This window comes from Ochrobactrum sp. XJ1, assembly GCF_024701725.1.
GTDB lineage: Bacteria > Pseudomonadota > Alphaproteobacteria > Rhizobiales > Rhizobiaceae > Brucella > Brucella anthropi.
The window spans coordinates 1-20,267 of record NZ_VDGD01000010.1 but is presented as its reverse complement, the minus strand read 5'-3'; the positions used below and the strand labels follow the sequence as shown (position 1 = coordinate 20,267).

Here is a 20,267-nt window from a genome sequence, read left to right as displayed (position 1 = left end):
CAGAGCCTGAACATCTCGAACCTTACCGTGTGAGCGGCTTGTAGGTCACCCGTTTCGGGTTGACGCTATCCGGTCCAAGACGACGGATCTTGTCTGCTTCATAGTCCTCGAAGTTGCCTTCGAACCATTCGACATGGCTGTCGCCTTCGAATGCGAGGATATGTGTTGCCAGACGGTCGAGGAACATACGATCGTGGCTGATGATAACGGCGCAGCCAGCGAAGTTTTCCAGCGCATCTTCAAGCGCGCCGAGCGTTTCCGTATCGAGATCGTTGGTCGGTTCGTCGAGCAGCAGAACATTGCCGCCGGACTTCAGCATCTTGGCAAGGTGAACGCGATTGCGCTGGCCGCCGGAAAGATTGCCGACCTTCTGCTGCTGGTCGCCGCCCTTGAAGTTGAACGCACCGCAATAGGCTCGGGAGTTCATTTCAAACTTGCCGAGCTTGATGACGTCATTGCCGCCGGAAATTTCTTCCCAGACGGTCTTGTTGGCATCGAGCGCGTCGCGGCTCTGGTCCACATAGGAAAGATGAACCGTATCGCCAATACGAACCGAACCGTTATCCGGCTGTTCCTGCTCCGTCAGCATCTTGAAGAGCGTCGATTTACCGGCGCCGTTCGGGCCGATCACACCGACAATGCCGCCTGCTGGCAGCTTGAAGCTCAGATCGTCAATCAGGAGACGGTCGCCATAGCCCTTCGACAGACCCTCGACCTCGATGACCACCTGACCGAGTCGCTCGCCGACCGGGATAATGATCTGCGCATCGCCAGGGCGGCGTTCTTCCGCGCTCTTGACCAGTTCGTCATAGGCCTTGATACGCGCCTTGGACTTGGCCTGACGCGCCTTTGGGCTCGCGGAAATCCATTCACGTTCACGCGACAGCGCCTTTTCACGGGCAGCCTCTTCGCGGCCTTCCTGCTGCATGCGCTTGGCCTTGGCTTCCAGATAGGCGGAATAATTGCCTTCATAAGGAATGCCGCGACCACGGTCGAGCTCGAGAATCCAGCCCGTCACATTGTCGAGGAAGTAGCGATCGTGGGTGATGATCAGCACTGAACCCGGATATTCACGCAGGTGCTTTTCAAGCCATGCAGTCGTTTCGGCGTCCAAATGGTTGGTCGGTTCGTCGAGAAGCAGCAGATCAGGCTTCGAAAGCAGAAGCTTGCAAAGTGCCACACGGCGCTTTTCACCGCCCGATAGTTTGGTCACGTCAGCATCGCCCGGAGGGCAACGCAGCGCTTCCATGGCCATTTCAACCTGGCTTTCGAGATCCCAGAGGTTCTGGCTGTCGATGATGTCCTGAAGCTTCGCGCCTTCATCCGCAGTTTCGTCGGAATAGTTCATCATCAGTTCGTTGTAACGGTCGATGATCGCCTTCTTGGCGGCCACACCTTCCATCACATTACCGAGCACGTCCTTGGAAGGATCGAGTTCCGGTTCCTGAGCAAGATAACCGCAGGTCGCGCCATCGGCCAGCCAGGCCTCGCCGGTATATTCCTTGTCGAGACCGGCCATGATCTTGAGGATGGTCGACTTACCGGCGCCGTTCGGGCCGAGAATGCCGATCTTCGCGTCGGGATAGAAGGAGAGATGGATATTCTCCAGAATCTTCTTGTTGCCATAGGCCTTATTGAGGCCGGACATGTGATAAATGAACTGGCGTGCCATAAAGCGCGTCGTCTCCGCAGGTTGAGAAGCGCGATCGGTCTTAACATTGCCGAACCGCGCGGAAATTGCTGACGCGTATGTAGGCCAAATATGCCCCGGACGCAAACGGCAACCCACCAAACGGAAGCAGCCGGAACCGCAAATCAAACTCTGATGAAAACCATAAATAATGAAACCGGGCGCGGATATTTCCGTCACCCGGTTTCCCCTCTGGCCACCGTCCGCGAAAGTTTCCTCCCTTTCATCGGACGGCCTGCAAGTTATGACGTGGAATCCCGTTTAAAACGCCCCTGATTGCCCTTCAAAAACCCCGTCTGCAAAGCTAGATTTGCCCAAGCTTTTGCGCTTTTCAAGCGGAATCTGCACAAAAAACGCAATTGCCTAAAATTCATTCACACTCCGTTCCAGTGCCTGTTTAAGCGACGCCGCAACGGAGGAGATTGACTATTTGCACGGCATAAAATCAGATGGCGAAATGACATTCAAAACCATTCATCATCTGCCGGTTTCAGACAAATCAGAACTCCCGTTCCGCACCGTCCGCGCCGGGACACCGCGAGCCGTTGTCCAGATATGCCACGGCCTTGCCGAACATTCCGCACGCTATGAACGCTTCGCGTCCGTCTTGGTCGCAGCAGGCTACCACGTCTATATCCACGACCATCGCGGCCACGGCGCCAATATCGGCGCTCATGCGCCAAGAGGAATGTTCGCACAAAAGCAGGGCCATCTTGTGGCTATCGAGGACGTGCTGGCGCTCAACCGGCATATTCACGAGAACCATCCGGGCCTTCCGGTCGTGCTTTTCGGACATTCCATGGGCGGGCTGATCGCGCTGAACTATGTGCTGGACTACGCTAACACAGTCGATGCCGCCGCGATCTGGAATGCCAATGTCGATGGTGGCGCGGAAAGCGCTGCAGCGCTCGCACTTCTTTATATGGAGCGCATACTGAAAGGCTCGGATGTTCCGAGTACCATTCTGCCAAGGATGACTTTCCGCGCCTGGGGTCGATCCATAAAGGGCCACCGCACGCTATTCGACTGGCTCTCGCACGACCCGGCAGAGGTCGACGCCTATGTCGCCGATCCGCTTTGCGGCTTCGATGCCAGCGTGGCGTTATGGATCGACATTTTCCGCTTGATCCGCCGTGGCGCCGACGACCGGAACTTTTCCAATATCCCGCGAAACATGCCCTTCAATCTTGTTGGTGGGACCGAAGACCCTGCAACGGTGAACGGTGCCGCCGTGCGCAGACTGGCAGACAGAATGCGGAAAATGGGTTTCGAGCGTGTCAATTGCACGATCCTGCCCGGCACCCGCCACGAGAGCCTCAATGAAATCAACCGGGATGAGGTGACACAGAATTTTCTGGATTGGCTGGCGGAGGCTCTTCCGTATCCGGCAATGTCCGGCTAAAAAACGGCAGTCAACCGATCAATCGAGCTATTATCCGGGCCAGAACTCACGTTTACTTGAACCGTCTTGGCTTTGCCATCCAATCAATGCTATGGAGCGCGCCTTGCGCGTTATCGGGTTTCCGGGCAGGAAAGCCGAGCTTAAGCAGATAGCGCGAGGAATAAAGGAACACTCCGCTTGGACACACCGACGATTTCTGTGGTTATCCCCTGCCGCAACGAAGCCGACAATCTTGCCTTTTTGCTGGATGAAGTCGATGCCGCCATGCAGGGCCGCGCATACGAAGTCATCGTCGTCGACGACGGTTCGACGGACTCGACCAGCGATGTACTCGCGGGCCGCATTCATGCCGGCAAGCCACTCCGCCATCTGCGCCATGACCGGTCGTCAGGCCAGAGCGCTGCTGTGCGCTCCGGTGTTTTCGCGGCACGCGGCAAGATCGTCGTGACTATGGATGGCGACGGACAGAACAACCCCGCCTATCTCCCGGTTCTGGCAGATGCACTGTTAAAAGCCGGGCCTGATTACGGCATTGCAGCCGGACAGCGCCTCAAGCGCACGGATACGAAACTCAAGCAGCTTTCGTCTCGCTTTGCTAACAATCTGCGCGGCGCGATCCTCAAGGACAAGACCCGCGATTCCGGCTGCGGCCTGAAAGCGCTGCACACTGACCTGTTCCGGCAACTGCCTTTCTTTGACGGATGGCATCGCTATCTGCCTGCTTTGGCAATCCGCGAAGGTTTCGACGTCGTGCATGTCGATGTTGTCGACCGCGAACGCCGCCACGGCAAATCCAATTACGGCATTCTGGACCGTGGAGTGCGTGGCATTCTGGACCTTTATGGCGTCTGGTGGCTGCGGAAGCGCCGCAAGGTCGTTCCGCGTGTGAGAGAGATCACCCATGACTGATATTTTCAACAGCCTGTCACAGTGGCTGCACGAGGTTTTCGTGGCGCAGTGGGATGGCTGGATCGTACTGGGCTTCGTCGCTCAGGCCTGTTTCACCATGCGCTTCGTTGTGCAATGGTTGGCTTCCGAAAAGGCAAAACGCAGCGTCATGCCGGTTGCCTTCTGGTTCTTCTCACTCTTCGGCGGCACTTTGCTGCTGATCTATGCGATCCAGCGTAAAGACCCGGTCTTCATCGCTGGCCAAGGACTTGGCCTCATCGTCTATGTTCGCAATCTCTGGCTCATCGCCAATGAGAAGAAGCGGCTGACAGCCGGGGAGTAAACTCCCCGGTCGTTTCCAGAGCATTTCTGGACGCAAAACCGGTTTCCACTTTTATTGGAAATGCTCTGGTCAGGCCCGAAGCGTCCGCCCAACCGAACGATAATCTAGCCCGGTGCCTGCAATATCTTCTGCCTTGTAGACATTGCGCAGATCAATCAGCACATTTCCGGCCATGACATTGGCCACTCGCTTAAGATCGAGCGCACGATAAGCGTTCCATTCGGTCAGCAGGGCAACGACGCCTGCGCCCTTCGCCGCTTCGTAAGCTGAATTGCACCAGACAACATCAGGAAGCACCGCCCTGGCAGCGTCCATGGCCTCAGGGTCATGCGCCTGAACCTTGATCCCGGCTTTCTGAATGGCCGCGATAATGTCGAGCGCAGGAGACTCGCGAATATCATCGGTGTTCGGCTTGAAGGCGACGCCCAGAACAGCAACCGTGTCTGCACCGTTTTCCTTGGCCGCAGTCACGATCCGTTCGGCCATCGACTGTTTGCGCGTCTCATTGACCGCAATGACCTGTTCGATCAGCGATTGCGGCGCATCATATTTCTTGCCCGTCGCAGCAAAGGCCCGCGTATCCTTCGGGAAGCACGATCCGCCGAAGCCCGGACCGGCATGCAGGAATTTCGAGCCGATGCGATTATCCATACCGATGGCACGCGCGACTTCCTGCACATTGCCGCCGGTCTTCTCACAAAGGTCCGCAACCTCGTTGATGAACGTCACCTTCATGGCCAGAAAAGCATTGGCCGCATATTTGATGATTTCCGCATTTTCCAGCGACGTGACGACCATCGGCGTTTCACGCAGGTAAAGCGGACGATAGAGGCGCTGCATCGCGGCCCTGCCGCGCTCGTCTTCCACCCCAACAACAACACGGTCGGGTCGCATGAAATCCTCGATCGCCGAGCCTTCCCGCAAGAATTCTGGATTGGACACCATCGAGAACGACACAGCCGGATTGGCAGCCTTGATACGGTCGCGTATGCGCGCATTGGTGCCAACCACGACCGTCGACTTGATGACGACCACCGCGCCCGGCTTCATGGCGGCGGCGATTTCATCCGCAGCTGCTTCGATATATTGCAGGTCCGCCTCGCCATCACCGCGACGGGACGGTGTGCCGACAGCGATGAAGATGACATCGGTATCCGCGACACTTGCCGGAAGATCGGTGCTGAACTCCAGCCGACCATCGCGAATATTGCGGGTCATCAACTCATCAAGCCCCGGCTCGAAGATGGTGACTTTCCCGGCCTTCAGCCGCTCGATGATCGACGGGTTCTTGTCGACGCAGGTAACGTGAAAGCCGAATTCGGCAAAACACACACCCGAAACCAGACCCACATAGCCCGTTCCGATCATCGCCAGCTTCATATGCTCAGTCCTTCAGTTTGGCTTCGTGTGAGATTCCGGCCCCGGTTTGCCGGAAATGGCAGCGTTAGAGAACCGGAGCATCGTTCACTTAAAGTTACATGCAGACCGGAAACGTCAAACAACGCCATTTGCAGGCGGCTAGAACCGAAATATCGGTAGGCTCACAGCCATTTGTCGTAGTCGGATACCAGAAGATGCAGCGGCTTCTCGTTTTCATCGATATTCGAAAAACGGCCAATCGGCTCGCGGAAAATATTGTCGGTCAGGTCGTCGTTGACAGTCGAAACCTCGCCGATCAGCACATCGCCGCCTTCTCCCCAGAAAGCATGCCAATTGCCCGGCAGCAGCGTCACGCTTTCGCCCGGCTGCAGCTTCAGATGAGCACCAGCCTTCTGCGTCACAAGGCGTCCGTCGGTGGCAACAGTCACGTCGGTTTGCCCATCCACACTGCCATCCGGCAGCGAGTTGAACAGTTCCAGCACCAGCGTGCCGCCACCACGATTGATGATGTCTTCAGCCTTCACCACATGCCGATGCATCGGAGAAAGCTGGTTCTTGCGCGAGATCATGATCTTTTCGGCATAAAGCATGCCGCCGCCGCGCTTGAGGTCTTCTGCGTTGCCGTTACGCGTGGTGAAGAGGAACAGGCCAAGATCAGCGAACTTGCCCTGCCCGTAGTCCGTAATATCCCAACCAAGGCGCGCGTCGCGAATGGCATGCGCATCCGAAGAGGTCCGCGCCTTCAATTCCTCGGGCGACCAATATGCGAAAGGCGGCATGACATAGCCGAAAGAGCGGATGAAAGCGTCGCTTTCGCGGATGATTTCGTTGATTTCAGAACGTTTCATGGCCACCGAGCCTCCCATGGAATGAAACAGATTGGGATGTGGTTGACGTGGTAACTGGCTTTTAAACCAATTTGCAATCCCGGAAACGCTCCGAAGGCGGATGTAACACATATTTGCGACGATCTGATCGCGCCGCAAAAGCGACATTTTGGCGTGTCGTCTTTACGCGAAAACCATGTCGCATCCCAATGCGCGTTTAGAATAGTTCAGTGATTGAATCGGGATAACGGAAGCTAGTTCACAGACCTCGGGAGATGTGGGCAAGCCATTGAGATAACGGGACAAGCCGTGCTTCCGGAAGACAAAGGGAACACCGGATCGAGCCATAGTCGCTGGGAGAACAGCAGAAGGCAGATCCAAGATGGAAAGCAAGGGTTCGAGGCTATGGACGTTCGCAACGAAATGCTGGGGCTGTTGACCGGGCGCGACCCCAATTTCAGCCTGGAGCAGAAATTCTACACCGATCCAGAATATCACAAGCTGGATCTGGAGAACATTTTCTACAAGGACTGGCTGTTTGTCGGCCATGATTGCGAGCTGCCGAAGACCGGTTCCTATATGACCGTGCAAATCGGCGCTTATCCTGTTGTCATCGTTCGCGATGCGCAGGGCGGCATTCGTGCTTTCCACAATTCCTGTCGCCATCGTGGCTCGCGCATTTGCGCGGCTGAAAAGGGAACCGCCGCGAAGCTCGTCTGCCCTTATCACCAGTGGACCTATGAACTGGACGGGCGTCTGCTTTTCGCGCGTCAGGTCGGCCCTGACTTCAAGCCTGCCGAATACGGCCTGAAGCCGGTTCATTGCGAAACCGTCGCCGGCTATATCTATGTCTGCGTCGCCGAGGAAGCGCCCGATTTCGGGGCATTCCGCAATCTGGTCGAGCCTTATCTCGCACCGCACAATATCAAGGATGCAAAGGTCGCCTTCGAAAGCTCGATCATCGAGAAGGGCAACTGGAAGCTCGTCTGGGAAAACAACCGCGAGTGCTATCACTGCGCCGCGAACCATCCAGAACTCTGCCGCACCTATCCGGAAGCTCCGTCGGCAACCGGCGTGCAGGGCGTGATGGAAGACCCGGAGATCAACCAGCTCTGGAAGAATTGCGCCAGCGTCGGTCTGCCTGCAGAATTCAACATGTCCGAAGATGGGCGCTATCGCATCACCCGCATCCCACTTCTGCGCGACGCGGTGAGCTACACCATGTCTGGCAAGGCGGCAGTCAAGAAGCCTTTGAGCGATCAGGTGGCTGGCAACACGAATATCGGTGCAATGTTGATGTTCAACTATCCATCGACCTGGAACCACCTGATGGCAGATCATGCGATTTCCTTCCGCGTTCTGCCGATCAGCGCCGAGGAAACGCTTGTCACCACCAAATGGCTCGTCCACAAGGATGCCGTCGAAGGCGTGGACTATGATCTCGATGAACTGACCCATGTGTGGATCCAGACCAATGACCAGGACCGGCAGATCGTTGAAGAAAATGCGGTGGGCATTCGCTCGCCCGCTTATCAGCCGGGCCCTTACTCGGTTGAACATGAAGGCGGTGTGATGCAGTTCCTCGAATGGTACACCAACACCATTACGCCGCGCCTGCGTGGTGAAGCGGCAAAGCTCAGCCGCGTCGCCTGATTTTTGAAATGCAGTTGAAGAAGTGAGAAGGCCATGCAGCCTCTGAAATATCTGGACGAGATGCTGCCGTGGAACGACAGGTTGCAGATGCTGGAATGCATCTCGGCCATCGAAGAAGCGCCAGACGTCATGACCTTCTCCTTCAAGACCGCCGAGGACAACTGGTTCCGCTATACGCCGGGCCAGTTCGTCACTCTGGAACTGCCGATTGAACGGGCAGATGGCCTCGGCCCGGTGCTACGGACCTATACGCTTTCCTCGACCCCATCCCGCCCCTACCATGTCTCCGTCACCGTCAAGGCGCAGAAGGACAGCATCGGCACGCGCTGGATGCTCGACAATCTGCGTCCGCCGATGAAGATCAAGGCTTACGGACCGAACGGCGATTTCTCACTCGCCAGTCATCCGGGCGAAAAGTATCTTTTCGTCTCTGCAGGTTCCGGCATCACGCCGATGGTCTCCATGACGCGCTGGCTCTTCGACTGCGCACCGGCAACCGACGTCGCGTTCATCAATTGCGCGCGCACGCCGGACGACATCATTTTCCGCCGTGAACTGGAGCTGCTCGCCGGTCGCATGGAAGCAATGCATCTGGCCTTCATTGTCGAGCAATCATCGGCACGCCATGTCTGGCCGGGCTTGCATGGGCGAATAGACCGCGCCCGGCTTGAACTGCTGGCGCCTGATTTCCTGCATCGCAAGGTCTTCTGCTGTGGACCGGAGCCGTTCATGAACGGTGTACGAGGCTTGCTGGAAGACGCCGGTTTCAACATGGCCAACTATCATCAGGAGAGCTTTAATCCGGCCAGCGAGATTTCGTCGGTTCCGGTGCCGTCCACGCTCTCCGAACCGGCGAGCACAGTGACAGCACCCATCGCCCCGGCCGTGGCAGCAGCCAGCGTCGTCTTCAGCCTTTCCGGCGTGGAAGTAGAATGTACGGAAAACGACACAATCCTGCTTGCCGCCCGTAGTGGCGGCCTCAAGATTCCGAGCGCCTGCGAGTTCGGAATCTGTGGCACCTGCAAGGTGAAGTGCCTCGGCGGAGAGACCGAGATGAACCACAATGGCGGCATTCGCGACGACGAAATTGCCGAGGGCTATATCCTCGCCTGCTGCAGCCGCCCACGCGGTCGCGTGGAGATCGATGCTTAGAGCGCATCCAGAAAAGTGCGAAGCGGTTTTCGGAATAAGATGCGCGCTCTGATAATCAGGCTTTCTTCAGGAATTCGGTCCGCAGCACCAGTCCCTTGACCTGCTTGGTGCTGCAATCGACTTCGTCCGGATTTCCGGTGAGGCGAATGCCCTTGACCAGCGTTCCCCGCTTCAATGTCGTGGAGGTTCCCTTGACCTTCAGGTCCTTGATCAAGGTGACGGAATCACCGTCATTCAACTGAGTTCCATTGCTGTCGCGGACGATAACATCTGTCATGATGGTTTCCTGTCTGATGTCTGATTTGAGCCGTCCGTAGCACTCTTGCCGATGTTATACCAGAACGCGGCTTATTGCTGGTCTCGTGAACCCTGTCTGGCTATAGTCGGTTACGGAATAAGCTGGATGTTTGTATTTACGCATGTCTTTATCCTGAAACCGGTTTCCACTTCCGGGAGACATGCTCTAAGCGGGAGCACCTTATGATCGGCCATGCACTTGTGGTTGTCGACGTCCAGAATGATTTCTGCCCCGGCGGTGCGCTAGCCGTCGATCGCGGTGACGAAATCATTCCCACCGTCAACCGGCTGATCGATGAAAGCGAACACGTGATCCTCACGCAGGACTGGCACCCGGCCAATCATTCAAGCTTCGCCTCGACTCAAGCCCACGCCCAGCCTTTCGATACGATCGAGATGGCCTATGGCCTGCAGACGCTCTGGCCCGACCATTGCGTTCAGGGCGGTCATGGTGCAGATTTTCACGCCGATCTGCAGTGGACACGGGCACAGCTCGTCATTCGCAAAGGCTTTCGCATCGGCATAGACAGCTATTCTGCATTCTTCGAAAACGACCGCAGCACGCCGACCGGTCTTGGCGGGTATTTACGCGAACGTAACATTGGTTCGCTCACTCTGGCGGGACTGGCAACCGACTTCTGCGTCGCCTATTCGGCGCTCGACGCCATTGCAGAAGGCTTTCAGGTGCGCGTCCGTCTGGATGCGTGCCGCGGGATCGACCTTAATGGCTCAATGGACATCATGCTGCAGAAGATGAAACAGGCTGGTGTCGAGTTGATTGACGAGCCTGTTTCAGCATCACATTTACTCTAGTGGTCTGATTCCGACATTTGCGTCCCTCTGATACAGGCGCCGAGCAAATGTCGGAATCGCAAAGACCACTGGTAACTTCATGTATCTAGTGGATTTTTCGAATTTGACGTTTGAAACAGCATCTCATGAAGTCGGGATTCAAACGTCAAATTCAATCCACCAGTTCGCCGTCCGGCAGCACGACGAAGATCAACACAGCGATGATGGTGATGAAGAACCGGAACGCGGATTCGATCCCGTTCCAGGTTTGCGACATCCACATGCCGAACCATTCGCCGCCAACCGACATGAAGCCGACCTGCCAGACCAGAAAACCAAGTGCGAGACCGGCAATGGCCCATTTCTTCGAACGGTTGAAGCTGACCGCCCGGTCAGTCAGACGGCCGAGCATCGCAAACGCCCCGATCCAGCACAGGATCGCCGTCAGCGTCTCTGCCGCGATGATGAGAATATAGGCGGCATTGTGCAGCATCGGATTAGTGATGGCGCGATACTTGATAGTGGCATCGGGAAAGATGGTATCCATCATCAGGACGTGCTGCACGAACCCGAAATTCGTGTCGTAATCGGTGATATTACCGAACGAAACCAGCGTTGCGAAAAAGGCTATCGCCGCCACGAAGGCGGTTTTGCTCAAACGTGTTATGATCATGGAAATCCCCTTCCCCGAATGAGCCGCAGCGCGCCGATCATGATCCCCTGAAAACGATCTGCAGCATGAAAGCGCGATGTCAGTCGCGTCCGGTGATGGTCCTCAACTCCGGCGATTCGGTCAAGGCCAACAAAAAGGGCAGCCGAAGCTGCCCTTCTAATCCAAGGATACAAGGCCAACTAGTGCCCTGTCACCTCTTCGGCTTCTTCCTGCCAGTTCGGATTGAGCCGGTTGTAGCGCAGCGAAGACATGAACGAGAGACCGATCAAAGCCGCGCCGATAAGGCCGGTAATGACTTCCGGAATATGTACCAGCGTCTGGACATACATGATGACCGCCAGAACCAGGATCGCATAGAAAGCACCATGTTCGAGGTAGCGGTACTGACCCAGCGTCTTGCGCTCGACAAGCATGATAGTGAGCGAACGCACATAGAATGCACCAATACCGAGACCGATAGCGATGATGAACAGGTTCGTGGTCAGCGCGAACGCACCGATAACACCGTCGAACGAGAAGCTGGCATCCAGCACTTCAAGATAGATGAAGGCGCCGAGACCACCGCGATGGACCATATCCATCTGCTCCTGCGTCGCATCCAGAACCTCGCCCAGTCCTTCGACAGCGAGGAAGGTCAGAAGACCGAACAGGGCTGCGATCAGGAAGGTGTGCGAATGTTCGGCATCAAGCTGGTACGAGAAGAAGATGATCAGAGCGATTGCCACACCGATCTCGACCCCCTGCACCGAAGCAAACTTCGACATACGGCTTTCGATGGCCTTGATCCAGTGCACGTCCTTCTCGACATCAAAGAAGTACTTCATGCCGACCATCAGCAGAAATGTACCGCCAAAGGCAGCAATACCTGTATGGGATTCCGAGATCACGCGAGCATATTCATCCGGCTGCCAGATCGCGAGTTTCAATGCCGAGATCGGATCGGTCCACATGGCAACGGCGACAATGGCAAGCGGGAAGATGATGCGCATGCCGAAAACGGCAATGATAATGCCCCAAGTCAGGAAGCGATGCTGCCATTCCGGCGTCATGTCGCGCAGGATGCGCGCATTGACGATAGCGTTATCGAAAGAAAGCGATATTTCGAGAACGCTCAAAACTGCACAGATGATGAAGACGGAGACCATTCCCCCAAAAGTGCCGGTCATTTCGAAACCGAGCCAAACGGCACCAGCGAGACCCAGTACGGTAAAAACCATGGGCCAAATAAAGTAACGAAGAGTGGCCATTTCAAACCATTGAATTCTTATTGTTTATCAAACGGAAACAGACACTGGCCGCTACAGCACACTGCCGTGAAGCGAAATCCGCTTCCCGTCGCGCGCTACCTGACCACTGCTCTTCCCGCCAAGGCGTACCGGCTATGTAAGTAGCTTGCCAGATGCAAACAAGAGAAAGCGTGGCAATAATTTGGCCAATTTGCGGATTTGATGTGCTGAAATATTTCGTTACTATTCTGTGATACTAAAGTAGAACAGCCTCACAGCTCCACCTACTCGCCCTCATAGTAAAATCTGCCGGAACGTCAGATTTGTGCGAATTGTCACGTGGCAAAAACTTCATCACAACATAGATTTATAATGTGGGCTGCGCACCGCTGCCGGTTGCGGGCCTTTCAGGAATAAGGGAATTCAACAGATGATTGCTCCGGAAGAGCTACAGCGCCGAATAGAAAAAAGACTTGCCGAGAGCAGTTTTTCACAACCGGAACTTCTGATCCGGCGGGCGCATCGTTTGGCGCAGGAAGGCAAGAACGGATCAGCCTCGGTGGCCGACGCACTGCTGAAGGAAGCCGGTTCGCAAATAGGTCTGCAGGAGCTTTCCGAAATAATCGACCACAAGCCCTGGCTGCTCGAAACGATTATCAATGGCGCTGGGAAAAAGGTCGGCAACTCCGACCATCATTAGATGTGCGTTAGAACAAACATTTAGAGCGCATTTCCAGTATTTTTCTTTCGATACATGACTGCAAGGGGAGACACAGATGATGATAACCGGACCTCAATGCCGTGCAGCCAGAGCGCTTGTGGAATTCTCACGCGACCGTCTGGCCCAACTATCGGGGATCGACGCAGCGACCATCGAGCAGTTTGAGCGCAAGCTCGGTACGCCAACGGGCGAACAGATACAGGCATTGGCCAATGCGCTGGAAAAAGCCGGTGCGCAATTCATTCCCGAAAATGGTGGCGGTGTCGGGGTACGCCTGAAATTCAATCGTTCGGAGACCAAACGCATTGCCAATCTGGAGAACGAGGGCGGCCCGACTGCCTCCGACGAGGTGCCGTAGCAAGCGCAGGCTTTTCGATAGCGCGTCCTGAAAACGACCGCGTAAATAGTTGGAGCGCCGACCCGGTTCAATCAGCTCGGCGCTCCAGACTCTCAATTCCTGAAAAGGCTTACTTGTCAGTCAGGGCTGGCGGATTCAGACGCTCCTGCATCTTGATCGTCACCAGATCCTTGGCTTCAAGATTATAATCTTTGAAAGCAGCACCGCGAAGAACCTGATCGTCATAGGTCTTGACGTAGTAAGTCATGTTCTTCATGTCGGCGATGGTCGTCCACTGCGTGTATTCGAGCGGCGTTGCCGGGTCCACGATCCAGCCCTTGGGAATATCAAAGTTGTTGGCGATATGCTCGGCCAGACGAACGCTTTGCGGCCCGCTCGGCACCTTTGCGGCCGACAGAACGAAAGCCGTTGCGCGCACAAACCTTGATGGAGGCGTCGTGTCTCCAGGCACGCCCAGCATACCCGATCCTTCACCCAATGGCGTGAAAGTAGCGCCATTGACCTTGAGCGGCTTGGTATTGTCCGGCGACAGGTGAACATAATTGCGCAGATTGGTCATGTGCCAGTCGAAGGACGGCGAATTCGTCATCACTCCGAGCGGATTGTCATAAACCTTCAGCTTGCCATCGATGGGTTCAATGACAATCGATGCACCCGTCGCATCGTGCAGTGTATAATGCACAGGTGGTGCGAAACCCATATTGGGTTGCTTGACATCAATGACGGCAATGCTGCCAAGAGCTGCCTTCACTTCCGCCACGGTGGAGAAATTGGTCAGGGCCCAGCTCAAAACATCCCAAGGAGCAAGGCTGTCTTCCGCCTTGGCCGTGGAAGGATCCTGGAACTTGGCGTAATCCGGGAAATAGAGGATGCCGCCCGCAAGTCCCTTCTCATTCATGCCATCCGTGAGAGCCGGAATGCCGAATGCATTCATGCCGATCACGGCATATTTGCTCTTCCATTGCTTGCCGGGTTTCGCATCGGCGGCGGTCGCCGTGAAAGCATAGTTTCGCGGAACGACGATCATATCGGACTTGAGTTCGAACCCGAACTCCATCGTGCGCGCATAGACCATACCACCGTCGCTCGTCGGGAGAACGAAGCTGGTGCAGGCGAAAGCTGCCTGAGGAACGACCAGAGCTGCAGCGATGAGAGCAGTTGCAGCGCCCCGCGCAAACATCCGGCGAGACGACTTCCAGATAGATTGTTTCGTTTTCATGATGACCTCGTTACTCCACGATTTGTCATATTAAGAATTGCCAAAATAACTTCCTCGCCTCGCCTCAATGAGAAAAGAGGCGCCGCTCCCATTCCGAATAAATGGTTGCACCTGATGAAAGTCAACAGAACAAACCTTAATATAAGTATCAATTTTCAGTTTATTTCCCTGAATGATTAACATATATATGGAGAAAGATTTGAATCTGATGTATTATCGAAATTGCTAATACATAATCCAGGGGGTTTTTTCGGTGAAAGACGGAAGATCGCGTAACCAGAACGGGAATTTACTGTTAAAATTTTCCAGAAGTATTATATTAGCATCAACTGTTTTAATAGGTATGTCAGCGACATCGTTCGCGTCAGATGCCGTGACAACACAACCAGAAATTCAGGACCAGCAGCGCTGGCGCGTGATTTTCAGCCCATATGTCTGGGGTGCATCGCTGAACGGCACCGCTGGTCTGCTGGGCCGCAGCACCGATGTCAACGTCCCCTTTCGCGAGATTTTCGATAATCTCGATATGACTTTCATGGGCAATGTCGATATCAGCAACGGCACGGTTGGTTTTTTCATCGACGGTCAGTACGTCAAGACCAGTCAGGATGAAAACCTCCGCGACAACGAACTCGCCCTCGATATCAAGACAACCACCTTGGCAGTTGGTGCTTATTATCGCGTCTATGAACAGCAGCTCGAGGGAACGACGCTCTTCGGAAACCAGCGGATTTTCGCGATTGAACCAACCGTGGGTGTTCGCTGGACAAGACTGGAGGCCGGACTTGAAGTTGGCCCTTACAGCGAGTCGCGCAAGGTGGAATGGACCGATCCCTTTGTAGGCGCGCGTGTCTTCTACGACATCAATGACCGGTGGAACATTTTTGCGGAAGCCGACATTGGTGGTTTCGGAGCTGGAACCAAACTCAGCGCCAATGGCCAGATCTATCTTGGATATCGAACAATGGTTTTCGATATTCCCACGACATTCCGTGTCGGCTACCGGGCGCTTTATCAGGACTACAAGGACAACGATACGGTTGAGAATTTCAAGTATGACGTGACCCAGCATGGGCCAGTCGTCGGTTTTTCCGTCTCGTTCTAGTTCACAACAAATTAGTTTCTGTTGTTTGACCCGCCGGCAAAACCGGCGGGTTTTTTGCTATTCTCTCCCCTTGATCAGCTCTAAGTAAAATTCAACGACTTCCGGTAATAATAAGCGGGGAATAATGTGGGGGAATGAATGACCTATATCTTCGAGCTGCCGATCTATCTTTCTTTTACGGCCTTCGCCGTACTTGGAATTGTGTTCTATGCGGTTGGACGTTTCGCGCTCGACATGCTGTCCAAACATGCCGCCAGCGACGTTCTGTCCATTCCGATCGGTGCTTTCATCAGCACCATTGCGACGGCCTGGGCCTTGTCGCTCGGTTTTGTTGCCGCTGATATCTGGAGCGTCAATTCCCGGGCAGATCAGGCGATCAGTGAAGAACGCTCGGCCATTTCCCGTCTGATCGGAACGTCCAGGGCCGAGATATTGAATGCGCCTGAACTTACTGCCGCCCTCACCGGCTATCGCCTTGCCGTGATCGATGACGAATGGCGCGAAAAGATCAATGTCGAGCCAGCAGGTTCCGTTGAAACGGCGTTGCAGAGTATCCGGCGCGAGATCATCAATCTGGCACGCGCCGACGTGCCGTCACCCGTTATCTCCCAGCTCATCAACGACTTCGATGAACTGCAGGACGCGCGCAATACCCGTCTGGCTGTCGGATCGACCTCAATCGACTATTACAAATGGTATCTCGTGCTTTCTCTTACATTCCTCACGGCGATAACCATTGCAGCGACCCATGCGGACCGTGTGCGAGCTGGTGTAAAGGCGCTCGTCATTTATTCGCTGACAGCCTCATTCTGCCTCTGGATTCTCGCAATCCACGCCAATCCCTATCAGGGGCTGGAACGCCTTGAACCGTCCCTGCTTTTCACCAGCCACAAGCACGGTTAAGATAGCTGAAGATTCGATTTATTTTATCCTGCTGAAATTGCAGGAAAATCTTCTCAATCGAACGCGGAGCAGCGATTTGATGAAACTGCTGGGCGCTGGCGCCCTCATAGGCTTGGCCTTCCCGGTCGGAATGGCTTCTGCACAAACCTTCAGCGTCTGCCACGGTTATGAATGCCATTACCGGACCAAAGTTACGCTGACCGCGAAGGACCAACAGCGTATCCGGAACCTTCTGCAAAATGGCAGTCGCAGCGCAGATGGCGAACGGAAAGCACTGCGAACGGCAGTTGCTATCTTCGAACAGCGCGGCACCGCAGCGATTGGCGTCCGGGACAAGCCGAGAATGCAATTCGGCAAGGCCCGAATCAAGGGCCAGATGGATTGCATCGATGAATCGACCAATACCGATAACTTCCTGCGCTACCTGCAATCACGCGGCTGGCTGAAGCACCACACTGTCGCGCGACGCACGTCCCGCGGCGCTTTCTTCGATGGACGATATCCGCACTGGACGGCAGTTGTCGAAGACAAGCAGGGCCAGAAATGGGCCGTCGATTCCTGGTATGAGGCAGGCGGCGGACCGCCAGACATCATGCCGCTGCAGCAATGGAAGCAGCGCGGTTATATGGGCGAGCGTTAAAACCCGTTCGCCCGTCTTTCCACTTACAATCACTGCCTTATATCGCCCTGCGAAGGGCATTCACTCAATAGCGAACGGGCATCCTGCCCTAGAGATTACCGGGCATCACAGAGGGGACGATCCATGCCGATTTTGAAGCGGTCTTTTTCCAGCATCTGCACTACAGCGCTCGTTGCAGGCAGCATGCTTGCCGCACCGATTGCCGAAGCTTGCACACGTTTCGTGTATCACGGGGCCAACGATCAGGTGATGACCGCCCGATCCATGGATTGGAAAGTGGATGTTGCGACCAATCTCTGGGTCTTTCCACGCGGCATGAAACGTTCCGGCGAGGCCGGCAAGAACTCGCTTCAGTGGACATCCAAATATGGCAGTGTGATCGCCTCCGGTTACGACATTTCCACGACAGATGGACTGAACGAAGCAGGACTTTCCGTTGGCGCATTGTGGCTCGTTGAATCGGAATATCCGAAATATGACGGCACCACACCGGGCCTCAGCATCGCGGCTTGGGCGCAATATGTGCTTGATAACTTTGCCACAGTCGACGAGGCGGTCAAAACTCTGCGCGCAGAGCCTTTCACCATCGTGACGGACAAGGTCCCCGGTGAAGACAGATTGGCCACGTTGCATCTGGCCATATCCGATTCCAGCGGCGACAGCGCGGTCATCGAATATATCAACGGCAAGCAGGTGATCCATCACGGCAAGCAATATCAGGTGATGACCAATTCGCCGACATTCGACGAGCAGCTTGCGCTCAACTCCTATTGGACCCAGATCGGCGGCACTGTCATGCTGCCGGGCACCAATCGCGCCGCCGACCGTTTCGCGCGCGCATCGTTCTATGTAAACGCCGTCCCGAAAACCGACGACCCTGTTGAGTCGATTGCCAGTGTTTTCAGCGTCATCCGGAACACTTCGGTGCCTTTCGGCCTGACAACACCTGACCAGCCGAACATTTCCTCGACGCGCTGGCGGACGGTGGCCGACCAGAAGCGCATGCTTTATTTCTTCGAATCGGCTTTGACACCCAATGTCTTCTGGGTTGATCTCAAGGAAATCGACTTTTCGCCAGAGACCGGCAAGGTCAAGAAACTCGACCTCGGCGTCAATCAGACCAACACGTTCAATGGCGTCGTCAACGACAGTTTCAAGGAAAGCGAGCCCTTCAAGTTCCTCGGTCTTTGAGCTGGTTCTACAGTTTTTTGCTGAACCAATCACGCTCCGCTGCGTTAGTTATCCATAACCAACCCAGAACGGAGGACCAACCAATGGACTGGAATCGCGTTGAAGGAAACTGGAAACAGGCCAAGGGCAAGATCAAGGAACAGTGGGGTAAACTCACCGATGACGATCTCGACCAGATCAATGGCCGGCGCGAGCAGTTGGAAGGCAAAATCCAGGAACGCTACGGCATAGAAAAAGACCGCGTGCGTTCTGATCTGGATGATTGGTACAATCGCCAGACCTGGCTTTCATAAAGCCGCATCCTTCAAGAGAAAGCCCTGCCCATTGGCAGGGCTTTTTCAATTATTACCGGCAGCCATCCACGCGCTGCAGAGAGGCGGAAAGCCCCATCAGGGAGAAGGTATAGCGAGTCTGTGTACCGCGTGCCGACGTTGCCTGCACATTGAGCGTTTTGCCCGCGCGCATTGCCCGCATCAGCTTCGCTTCGTCGGCAACATTTTCCGCCCAGGCGCGATTGCCCTCGCTGAAGAACGGAAAGCGCGCGCCATCCACCATCACATTGACCGAACTGTTGGCTTTCAGCTGATATCCCATCACCAATTGAGGGCTATACTGGCCATCCGCCTTGGAAATAATCACGAAATTATCGCCGTGCTGCACGCCGGTCGGCTGAAAATTGATCGGCACAGTCAAAGCATAGCATTTGTTACCCGCAAGCTCGGTGTTCTGGTAAACGCCCCAATCGCGGAATTCACCCAAATAACTCGTCTTCGCTGAAGCCGCGAGAGAGCTCGCCACCAACCCTGCCAATGCCAGCGCAACGGTGGTTGCATTTTTTCTCATCGCCCAAAACCTCCATTTTGTCGCCAGTTCACGTCACTTAAAAAATTGTTTCATTGCGTTACTATTTTCTTAACGAACTGCTAAAATTTGTTGAAAGTTTGCGATGGAAAGCAAAAACACCGGTCTGTTGAACAGACCGGATACCGCACAAGGTAACAGCTCCAATGGAAATATCGCGCAACGCGACAAAATTGATTGAAGGAGACATCGCAATCCCCAAGAAGCCCCCCCTTAGACCTCCCGAAATATTTGGTCTGGTACCACATTGCCGTTTTTGCCTGCATTGCACAGGATAACGCGGCACCCGACAATCGCGAGTACAGTTAAGTTCAAAAAAGTCCATGAAGACATGCCGACCACGTATATATGTAGATCGGCATATCTCAATGTTACGCGTTGATTACATCTTTGGCAGCAAGACCTTATCAATTACATGAATAACGCCATTTGACTGCTTCACATCAGCAATGGTTACGTTCGCAACATTGCCATTCTCGTCGGTTAACGTAATCTTATCGCCGCTTTCCTTTGCCTTGAGAATACAGCCACCGACTGTCTTCACATCATGCGAGCCCTTGTCATCGGCAATCATCTTCTTGATGTTCTTTGACATCGCGTCCGCTGCAACGACGTGGCACGTCAAAACCTTGGTTAGCTTTGCCTTGTTTTCAGGCTTAAGCAGTTCATCAACAGTGCCTTTTGGAAGTGCGGCAAACGCTTCGTTTGTTGGTGCAAACACTGTAAATGGCCCCTTACCTTTCAGCGTTTCCACAAGGTCTGCGGCCTTTACTGCTGCAACCAGTGTAGTGTGGTCTTTGGAGTTCATCGCATTTTCAACTATGTTTTTGTTCGCATACATTGGCGAGCCGCCGACATTGGGGTTTTCGTGCATAACGGCAATCTAGGTGAGATTCAGCGTCAATCAGGATGAGACTCGCGCCGGGGTGTGACGGAGTGAGGGCGT

22 protein-coding genes are annotated in these 20,267 nt (G+C 54.8%); 13 read left to right on the top strand and 9 right to left on the bottom strand.

Going from position 1 to position 20,267, the window contains the following annotated elements; genetic code table 11:
• Window positions 1-22: 22 nt before the first annotated feature.
• The gene (gene ettA, locus FG152_RS18390) at window positions 23-1,672 is read right to left on the bottom strand and encodes an energy-dependent translational throttle protein EttA (RefSeq protein WP_012091727.1); all 1,650 of its coding nucleotides are present in this window, start codon (window positions 1,670-1,672) and stop codon (window positions 23-25) included.
• A 475-nt stretch (window positions 1,673-2,147) separates the two neighbouring features.
• Here ettA and FG152_RS18385 point away from each other — a divergent pair, with 475 nt between their 5' ends.
• The 3 genes from FG152_RS18385 to FG152_RS18375 all read left to right on the top strand — a co-directional run bounded on the left by FG152_RS18385 (window position 2,148) and on the right by FG152_RS18375 (window position 4,323).
• Window positions 2,148-3,092: an alpha/beta fold hydrolase gene (locus FG152_RS18385; protein ID WP_029376066.1), complete on the top strand. Its 945-nt coding sequence runs from the start codon at window positions 2,148-2,150 to the stop codon at window positions 3,090-3,092.
• A 177-nt stretch (window positions 3,093-3,269) separates the two neighbouring features.
• Window positions 3,270-4,001, top strand: coding sequence for a glycosyltransferase family 2 protein (locus FG152_RS18380; protein WP_010659700.1), 732 nt, complete (start codon window positions 3,270-3,272; stop codon window positions 3,999-4,001).
• Window positions 3,994-4,323, top strand: a complete 330-nt coding sequence (locus FG152_RS18375; RefSeq protein ID WP_012091725.1) for a lipid-A-disaccharide synthase N-terminal domain-containing protein — start codon at window positions 3,994-3,996, stop codon at window positions 4,321-4,323. The genes FG152_RS18380 and FG152_RS18375 overlap by 8 nt, the downstream gene beginning before the upstream one ends.
• 69 nt (window positions 4,324-4,392) lie before the next feature.
• On the opposite strand, the gene FG152_RS18370 is transcribed toward FG152_RS18375, so the two are convergent.
• The gene (locus tag FG152_RS18370) at window positions 4,393-5,703 is read right to left on the bottom strand and encodes a UDP-glucose dehydrogenase family protein (RefSeq protein WP_010659698.1); all 1,311 of its coding nucleotides are present in this window, start codon (window positions 5,701-5,703) and stop codon (window positions 4,393-4,395) included.
• A gap of 161 nt (window positions 5,704-5,864) precedes the next feature.
• Window positions 5,865-6,551 carry a D-lyxose/D-mannose family sugar isomerase gene (locus tag FG152_RS18365; RefSeq protein ID WP_498987902.1) on the bottom strand — a complete coding sequence of 229 codons (687 nt, stop codon included), beginning with the start codon at window positions 6,549-6,551 and terminating at the stop codon, window positions 5,865-5,867.
• Between the two features lie 384 nt (window positions 6,552-6,935).
• On the opposite strand from FG152_RS18365, the gene FG152_RS18360 reads away from it, so the two are divergent.
• Complete coding sequence (locus FG152_RS18360; protein WP_029929072.1) at window positions 6,936-8,183, top strand: aromatic ring-hydroxylating oxygenase subunit alpha; 1,248 nt, start codon at window positions 6,936-6,938, stop codon at window positions 8,181-8,183.
• 33 nt (window positions 8,184-8,216) lie between these two features.
• Window positions 8,217-9,335, top strand: a complete 1,119-nt coding sequence (locus FG152_RS18355) for an FAD-binding oxidoreductase (protein WP_498987898.1) — start codon at window positions 8,217-8,219, stop codon at window positions 9,333-9,335.
• A 55-nt stretch (window positions 9,336-9,390) separates the two neighbouring features.
• Here FG152_RS18355 and FG152_RS18350 read toward each other — a convergent pair whose 3' ends face one another.
• Entirely contained in the window at window positions 9,391-9,612 is a 222-nt protein-coding gene (locus tag FG152_RS18350; RefSeq protein ID WP_010659694.1) for an alkylphosphonate utilization protein, read from the bottom strand.
• 203 nt (window positions 9,613-9,815) lie between these two features.
• Between FG152_RS18350 and pncA the strand changes: the two genes are divergently transcribed.
• Window positions 9,816-10,445 (top strand): bifunctional nicotinamidase/pyrazinamidase, encoded by a 630-nt coding sequence (pncA, locus tag FG152_RS18345; protein ID WP_498987896.1) that lies wholly within the window; start codon window positions 9,816-9,818, stop codon window positions 10,443-10,445.
• A gap of 151 nt (window positions 10,446-10,596) precedes the next feature.
• On the opposite strand, the gene FG152_RS18340 is transcribed toward pncA, so the two are convergent.
• Window positions 10,597-11,097 (bottom strand): DUF2165 family protein, encoded by a 501-nt coding sequence (locus tag FG152_RS18340; RefSeq protein ID WP_029929077.1) that lies wholly within the window; start codon window positions 11,095-11,097, stop codon window positions 10,597-10,599.
• Between the two features lie 179 nt (window positions 11,098-11,276).
• The gene (locus tag FG152_RS18335; protein WP_012091719.1) at window positions 11,277-12,344 is read right to left on the bottom strand and encodes a DUF475 domain-containing protein; all 1,068 of its coding nucleotides are present in this window, start codon (window positions 12,342-12,344) and stop codon (window positions 11,277-11,279) included.
• Window positions 12,345-12,753: 409 nt separating this feature from the next.
• Here FG152_RS18335 and FG152_RS18330 point away from each other — a divergent pair, with 409 nt between their 5' ends.
• On the top strand, window positions 12,754-13,023 hold the full coding sequence (locus FG152_RS18330; RefSeq protein ID WP_010659690.1) for a hypothetical protein: 270 nt from the start codon (window positions 12,754-12,756) through the stop codon (window positions 13,021-13,023).
• Window positions 13,024-13,099: 76 nt separating this feature from the next.
• Window positions 13,100-13,402, top strand: a complete 303-nt coding sequence (locus FG152_RS18325) for a helix-turn-helix domain-containing protein (RefSeq protein WP_012091718.1) — start codon at window positions 13,100-13,102, stop codon at window positions 13,400-13,402.
• Between the two features lie 109 nt (window positions 13,403-13,511).
• On the opposite strand, the gene FG152_RS18320 is transcribed toward FG152_RS18325, so the two are convergent.
• Window positions 13,512-14,621, bottom strand: a complete 1,110-nt coding sequence (locus tag FG152_RS18320) for a linear amide C-N hydrolase (protein WP_010659688.1) — start codon at window positions 14,619-14,621, stop codon at window positions 13,512-13,514.
• Window positions 14,622-14,964: 343 nt separating this feature from the next.
• On the opposite strand from FG152_RS18320, the gene FG152_RS18315 reads away from it, so the two are divergent.
• The 5 genes from FG152_RS18315 (at window position 14,965) to FG152_RS18295 (ending at window position 18,753) form a co-directional block, all read left to right on the top strand.
• Entirely contained in the window at window positions 14,965-15,726 is a 762-nt protein-coding gene (locus FG152_RS18315) for a hypothetical protein (protein WP_235784311.1), read from the top strand.
• 138 nt (window positions 15,727-15,864) lie between these two features.
• Complete coding sequence (locus tag FG152_RS18310; RefSeq protein WP_029929084.1) at window positions 15,865-16,629, top strand: bestrophin-like domain; 765 nt, start codon at window positions 15,865-15,867, stop codon at window positions 16,627-16,629.
• A gap of 79 nt (window positions 16,630-16,708) precedes the next feature.
• A complete protein-coding gene (locus FG152_RS18305) occupies window positions 16,709-17,269 on the top strand; it encodes a hypothetical protein (RefSeq protein WP_010659685.1) in 561 nt (186 codons plus the stop codon).
• 123 nt (window positions 17,270-17,392) lie between these two features.
• Window positions 17,393-18,460 (top strand): linear amide C-N hydrolase, encoded by a 1,068-nt coding sequence (locus FG152_RS18300; protein ID WP_010659684.1) that lies wholly within the window; start codon window positions 17,393-17,395, stop codon window positions 18,458-18,460.
• An 83-nt stretch (window positions 18,461-18,543) separates the two neighbouring features.
• Window positions 18,544-18,753: a CsbD family protein gene (locus FG152_RS18295; protein ID WP_498987889.1), complete on the top strand. Its 210-nt coding sequence runs from the start codon at window positions 18,544-18,546 to the stop codon at window positions 18,751-18,753.
• 52 nt (window positions 18,754-18,805) lie between these two features.
• On the opposite strand, the gene FG152_RS18290 is transcribed toward FG152_RS18295, so the two are convergent.
• Together FG152_RS18290 and FG152_RS18285 are read right to left on the bottom strand one after the other, a co-directional pair.
• Entirely contained in the window at window positions 18,806-19,303 is a 498-nt protein-coding gene (locus FG152_RS18290) for an invasion associated locus B family protein (protein WP_012091713.1), read from the bottom strand.
• A 400-nt stretch (window positions 19,304-19,703) separates the two neighbouring features.
• Entirely contained in the window at window positions 19,704-20,195 is a 492-nt protein-coding gene (locus FG152_RS18285) for a fasciclin domain-containing protein (protein WP_498987887.1), read from the bottom strand.
• Between the last annotated feature and the right edge of the window lie 72 nt (window positions 20,196-20,267).